This window comes from uncultured Streptococcus sp., from assembly GCF_915066115.1.
GTDB lineage: Bacteria > Bacillota > Bacilli > Lactobacillales > Streptococcaceae > Streptococcus.
This window is the reverse complement of the sequence record NZ_CAJZDT010000118.1, coordinates 1-5,836: the sequence shown is the minus strand read 5'-3', so window position 1 is coordinate 5,836 and position 5,836 is coordinate 1. Positions and strand designations below refer to the sequence as shown.

Below are 5,836 nucleotides of genomic sequence, written 5' to 3'. Positions count from 1 at the left end.
TTTAATGCGCTTTCTTATTTTCAAGCTCATGAAAAAGAGGTCCACTGGACCTGAAAAAAAGACCCGTAAGGGTCTTAATTCGCTTTCTTATTTCCGAGCTTATGAAAAAGAGGTCCCCCGGACCTCTTTTTTAATCTTCGTTTACGAAAGGCATCAAAGCCATTACGCGAGCGCGTTTGATAGCTGTTGTTACTTTACGTTGGTTTTTAGCTGAAGTTCCTGTTACACGACGAGGAAGGATTTTCCCACGTTCTGAAACGAAACGGCTAAGAAGCTCAGTATCTTTGTAATCAACATATTCAATTTTGTTTGCTGCGATGTAATCAACTTTTTTACGGCGTTTGAATCCGCCACGACGTTGTTGAGCCATGTTTTTTCTCCTTTATAATTTTAGTTGTCCATTAGAATGGTAAATCATCATCTGAAATATCCAATGGATTTGTTGCTCCAAATGGATTTTCATCACGTGAAAAGTCTGGTACTGAATTTGTAGGTGCTGAATAGTTTGAACTTGGTGCAGAATAAGCTCCACCTGTGTGACCCTCACGCACACTACGGCTTTCCAACATTTGGAAATTCTCAGCCACGACCTCTGTCACGTAGACACGTTGTCCTTGCTGGTTATCGTAACTACGAGTCTGGATACGACCTGTCACCCCGATAAGTGAGCCTTTTTTAGCCCAGTTAGCAAGGTTTTCAGCCTGTTGGCGCCACATAACGACATTGATAAAATCAGTCTCACGTTCGCCATTTTGACTCTTAAATGTACGGTTTACTGCAAGAGTAAAAGTCGCAACTGCTACATTTGATGGGGTATAACGCAACTCAGCGTCACGTGTCATACGCCCTACAAGTACAACATTGTTAATCATAGTTTACCTTCTTACGCGTCAGTTTTGACGATCATGTGACGAAGAATGTCAGCGTTGATTTTTGAAAGACGGTCAAACTCTTTAAGAGCTGCGTCGTCGTTTGCTTCAACGTTAACGATGTGGTAAAGTCCTTCACGGAAATCTTGGATTTCGTATGCAAGACGACGTTTTTCCCAAGATTTTGATTCAACAACAGTTGCACCGTTGTCAGTCAAAATAGAGTCAAAACGTGCTACCAAAGCGTTTTTAGCTTCTTCTTCAATGTTTGGACGAATGATATAAAGAATTTCGTATTTAGCCATTGATATGTTCCTCCTTTTGGTCTAATGACCCCAAGACTTTGCAAGGGGTAAGTGAGGTTCGCTCACAATAAACTATTATACTAGAAAACATTTTTTTACGCAAGTAAAAACACCGAAATATAAAAAGAAGATGACGAATCATCTTCTCAAAAAATATAACTCTATAGAGAGTGATTAATATTTTAGTATTTATCAAACTATAGAGATTACGGATCCGTTTTACTGATTTTTACCAAAGACATCTCGATAGAGCATTCCTGTTCGTAAACTCTCTGCGTCTCCTCCTAATTGCTCCACCAACTCGTAGGCAAAGGCAAGGGCTGTTGAAGGGCCTCGACTGGTTGTCAATTGACCATCTACCACTACTGTTTCCTTGACGTAGTGACCATCAAGGATTTTCTCTTGAACGCCGTCATAACAAGTGTACTGCTTGTTTTTCAATACCCCTGCTTGATTGAGGGCAATTGGTGCCGCACAAATGGCTGCCAGTTTCTTCCCTTTTTGCTCGAAGCTTTGCAACTCTTGAATCAAGGCCTGATTGTCCCGCAAATGTGCAGAACCAGGCATTCCGCCAGGAAGGACAATCATGTCATAGTCGGATAAATCTCCCTCAAAGACACGATCTGCTCTTACTTGGATTGCATGCGAACCAGTCACTTGCTCTTCAAACCCAACCATATCACAAGTGATATTTGCCCGACGCAAAACATCCACAACTGTCAAAGCTTCAATTTCTTCAAAGCCCTGAGCTAACATAACTGCTACTTTTACCATGATTTTCTCCTTATTTGATTTGTTTTAAAACAACCTTTTTCCGCTTGAATGGAACTTTTCCGCTCTTTTCTTCAGCTAGATTGGTCTGGTAACTCATCGATAAAAGTAAGCCCACACCAATCAGATTACTGATAATAGCCGATCCCCCTTGAGAAATGAAAGGCAAGGGAATACCCGTCAAAGGAAGCAAACCTGTCACGGCACCGATATTCTCAAAGATATGGAAGAGTAACATCATAATTAAACCTGTAGAAATATAGGTGTAGAACTGATTATTTGATTTAAGAGTAATCTTCAACATACGATAAATCAGCATGAGATAAAGGGCGATAACAAGGACAGAGCCAATAAAGCCAAAATCTTCTGCAATGACCGTGAAAATCATATCCGACTCTCTAACTGGAATAAGCAGATTAGAAGCATTAAATCCTTGACCAAACAAGCCTCCACTACCAATCGCAATCTGCCCTTGAGCCTGCTGATAGGTCGTTGTTTGAGCAAAATCAAAAGGATTAAGCCAAGCCAAAATACGGTTGATTTGATAGGTCGGCATTCCCAGTTGATGGAGAAAAGCCCGACCGTCCTTGCTGATAAAAATAGCTAAGAAAGCAGCAATTCCTGTTACAGCAGTCACAAATACTGGGATAATAATTTTCCAAGAAACCCCGGATAATAAAACGATTCCTGCGAAAATGGCTACAAAAACCAAAGCCGTCCCTAAGTCACTTTGAAGTGCCAAAAGAACTAGGACTGGAATGGTAAAGAGAATCATCCAAAAAATTAACAAAAAGTCCAGCGGAACTGTGCGTCTCCACTCCTTATGTTTTTTGGTAAACTGGACAATCACACGAGCCAACATGAGGATATAGGATATCTTCATAAATTCTGACGGCTGGAACAAGGTAACACCATTTACCGATACCCAGTTTTTGGCACCCGTTGATGCAACTAAACTTGGATTATAAAAGACAATAGGTAAGACCATCAAAGCTAATCCAAGAGCATATAGATAAGGGGTAATTTTCCAGAGAAATTCTGTATTGAAGAGCATGACCACAAAACCAATCACAAGTCCCAAGGCAATCCAGGCGACCTGCTGCCCTAAAATGGGTAAAATATTGTTTGGATAATCATGACTAACGGCAATATAAATAGCCACCACGCCGATAACCAGTAGCAAAAATACTGGCAGAAGCAAACTATAATCGACTCTAGAGTCGAGAGAACGTTTCATATATTCACCTATCCTCTTTCTTAGATTTTTTATTTTTGTTGTTTTGGAGGAAATCAATAACAGCAGAGGTAATCTGGTTTCTATTCACCTCTTTGATAGTTCTTTCCTTCGCTAGAGCTTGTCTGATCTGTTTACCATATCGTTTATGAACAACTCGACTATCCAGTATCACAGCAATGGAAACTTGTTCCTCTTTTCTAATTGTTCTACCCAAAGCCTGTTTGAGACGAATAATGGCCATTGGCAGCTGATAATCATAGAAAGGATTCTTCCCTTCCTGACGCAATTCATGATTTAATTTTCGTGTTAAAGGTTCTTGGGGATTTTGGAAAGGCAATCGAGGAATTACTTGAATAACGCAAGGATGGGTAGAAAAATCAACCCCCTCCCAGAAACTTCCTGTTCCAAGTAATATTTGTCGTTCTCCTTTTTCAAAACGTTTCTTCAGCTGACTGGGTTCCCCATTTTTATATTGGGCTAAATGAGGATGGTCTAGTAAATCTGACACTGCTAACAGTAATTCTTTAGACGTAAATAAAACAAGCAAAGGCTCTTGAAACGTCTGTAAGGAATGGATAACTGATGTAACCTCTTTCGCATAATCTAAAGGAGATTGTTCAGTTACTAACGGAAAATCATTTACTAATAAAACTTCTTGTTGCTTCTGTTGTAAAGATTCAACTGTAATAAGTGGGGCTTCCGTAAATCCTAATAAATCCGCTAACGAAACTCTATTACTGATTTCAAGAGTGGCAGATACGCCAAGCACTCTGCAATCCTCTGGCAATAAATCTGCTAGTAGGAAGCGACCTTTTTTACTTGAACAAATTAAGACATCCTTACTAGACTTCTCAGCAGTTGCCAGCCAAAATTCACGGTCCGATGTAAAAAAGCGCATCATATCTCTATACTCGGGAAGACTTAACTCAGAAAAATGCTGGCGTAAGTTTTCAAGAGAATCCAGCCACTTGTCATTCTTAAGTCCTGAGTAAAACTGATCTATCAAATAGCGACATTCAAACCCGATACTCTCAAGCAACCGTCTCTGAATAAGATCTTTTTCTGTTTCCAAGGACTTTTGAACTTGTGTTACTAAAGCCTCGAGGAGATAAGACTCTTGGGCGAGGTTTTCAAGGGCAATCAGCATTTTTTGAGCTTCATCTATGATTACCAAGCGATTGTTGACAAACTCTGTATCATCCTCTAAACGTGTTACCAGATAAGCGTGATTGGTTAACAAAAGGCGACTCGATTTAGCCCTATCTTGACTGCGTTGCCAGAAGTCCTCAGAAATAAATAAACTTTTTTTTGAAAGTTTTCCATCATGTACAAGTTCAGCTAGAAAATGTTGATAACGATACAGCTGTCCGATTTCATCTAAGTCACCTGTTTCTGTCTCTGTTAACCAAATCAAGATTTGCATTTTAAAGCGTGTGAATAGGCGGTTGGACTCTGGTCTATGAAGTACTTTATAAAAATTATCGAGTTTCAAATAATTTTGAGGTCCCTTAAGACTATGAATATCAATATGAAAAGTATCTTTTAATCGACTTCCTTCTTCTTGCATAATTTGATTTTGAAGGATTTTGGTAGGAACACTAACAAGGATGCCACCTTCACTTTCCATGCTCAAAGCTGGCAGTAGGTAACCATAAGTCTTTCCAAGTCCCGTTTGGGCTTGAATAAACGTGGTTTTCTGTTCCTTTAATAACCGCTCAACTCTTTCTGCAAATTCAACTTGCTGAGGACGTTCATCCAAGTCTAATAAGGAAATATTTTTAGTAAAATCCTTAGATAGCTTACGTGGTTTTAAAGACTTACTTTTCTTTCTTAGAAAGAGTCCATGTAACTCCATCAAATCGTAAGAAGAAAGGAGGGACTGGCGCTGATATACTTCTTCAATCACTAAATAAGTTTCATAAAGGAGGTTATCCGCAAGATTTAACAACGTTTCTAAAAGTCCTTTTGGTAACTGAAAAAGTTTTTGACGCATAAAAAGCAAAAGCTCTGCTGTTGCTTGTGCATCAGAGAGAGCGGTGTGGGCGTGGTCTAACTTAATCCCTAACTCTTGACAGAGAATGCCGAGATTGTACTTTTCAAACTGAGGGTACAAAACCTGTGCTAACTCAACGGTATCCACTCGTGGAGTTCTCAATTCATAACCTTCAAAGAATAGGTACTCTGCTAGAAGATTTGCATCAAACTGAACATTGTGCGCGACAAAAACACCATCCTTGACCAGTTCAAAAATCCTTCCAGCTACCTGTGAAAACTCTGGAGCAACTGCCAACCGTTGATCAGTCAAACCTGTCAATTCTTTTATATGAGAATCCAAGGGCTCATGAGGATTGATGTCAGTCCCATACTGATCGACGATTTCACCATTTTCAATCACCACAACACCCACTTGAATAATTTTTGCCTTGCTTCCGGTGCTAGTGGCCTCTAAATCAACAACCACATACCGATCATTTCTCGAATTCATCATTAAAAATTATATCAAAAAAAGCCCTGTTTGACACCCCTCAACTTCGATAGAAAAATCTCTTTGCTTGAAAAAATTTTTATAAAATGTTTGAATAGTATTATACAGAAAAGGAGAAATAAGATGAACCCATTAGATTGGTTTAATCAAGTAAACGAGTCACTCGAAC

At 39.4% G+C, this 5,836-nt stretch carries 6 protein-coding genes; all 6 read right to left on the bottom strand.

The genetic code is table 11. From position 1 onward, the window contains the following. Positions 1-130: 130 nt before the first annotated feature. On the bottom strand, positions 131-370 hold the full coding sequence (rpsR, locus tag QZ565_RS07805) for a 30S ribosomal protein S18 (RefSeq protein ID WP_000068664.1): 240 nt from the start codon (positions 368-370) through the stop codon (positions 131-133). Between the two features lie 31 nt (positions 371-401). After that, complete coding sequence (gene ssbA, locus QZ565_RS07800) at positions 402-872, bottom strand: single-stranded DNA-binding protein SsbA (RefSeq protein WP_049510307.1); 471 nt, start codon at positions 870-872, stop codon at positions 402-404. 11 nt (positions 873-883) lie between these two features. After that, complete coding sequence (gene rpsF / locus QZ565_RS07795) at positions 884-1,174, bottom strand: 30S ribosomal protein S6 (RefSeq protein ID WP_070529093.1); 291 nt, start codon at positions 1,172-1,174, stop codon at positions 884-886. Positions 1,175-1,393: 219 nt separating this feature from the next. After that, positions 1,394-1,948, bottom strand: a complete 555-nt coding sequence (locus tag QZ565_RS07790) for a DJ-1 family glyoxalase III (protein ID WP_295527881.1) — start codon at positions 1,946-1,948, stop codon at positions 1,394-1,396. A gap of 10 nt (positions 1,949-1,958) precedes the next feature. Beyond that, positions 1,959-3,182, bottom strand: coding sequence for an FtsW/RodA/SpoVE family cell cycle protein (locus QZ565_RS07785; protein ID WP_049493273.1), 1,224 nt, complete (start codon positions 3,180-3,182; stop codon positions 1,959-1,961). Between the two features lie 4 nt (positions 3,183-3,186). Beyond that, on the bottom strand, positions 3,187-5,667 hold the full coding sequence (locus QZ565_RS07780; RefSeq protein WP_295527887.1) for a bifunctional DnaQ family exonuclease/ATP-dependent helicase: 2,481 nt from the start codon (positions 5,665-5,667) through the stop codon (positions 3,187-3,189). Between the last annotated feature and the right edge of the window lie 169 nt (positions 5,668-5,836).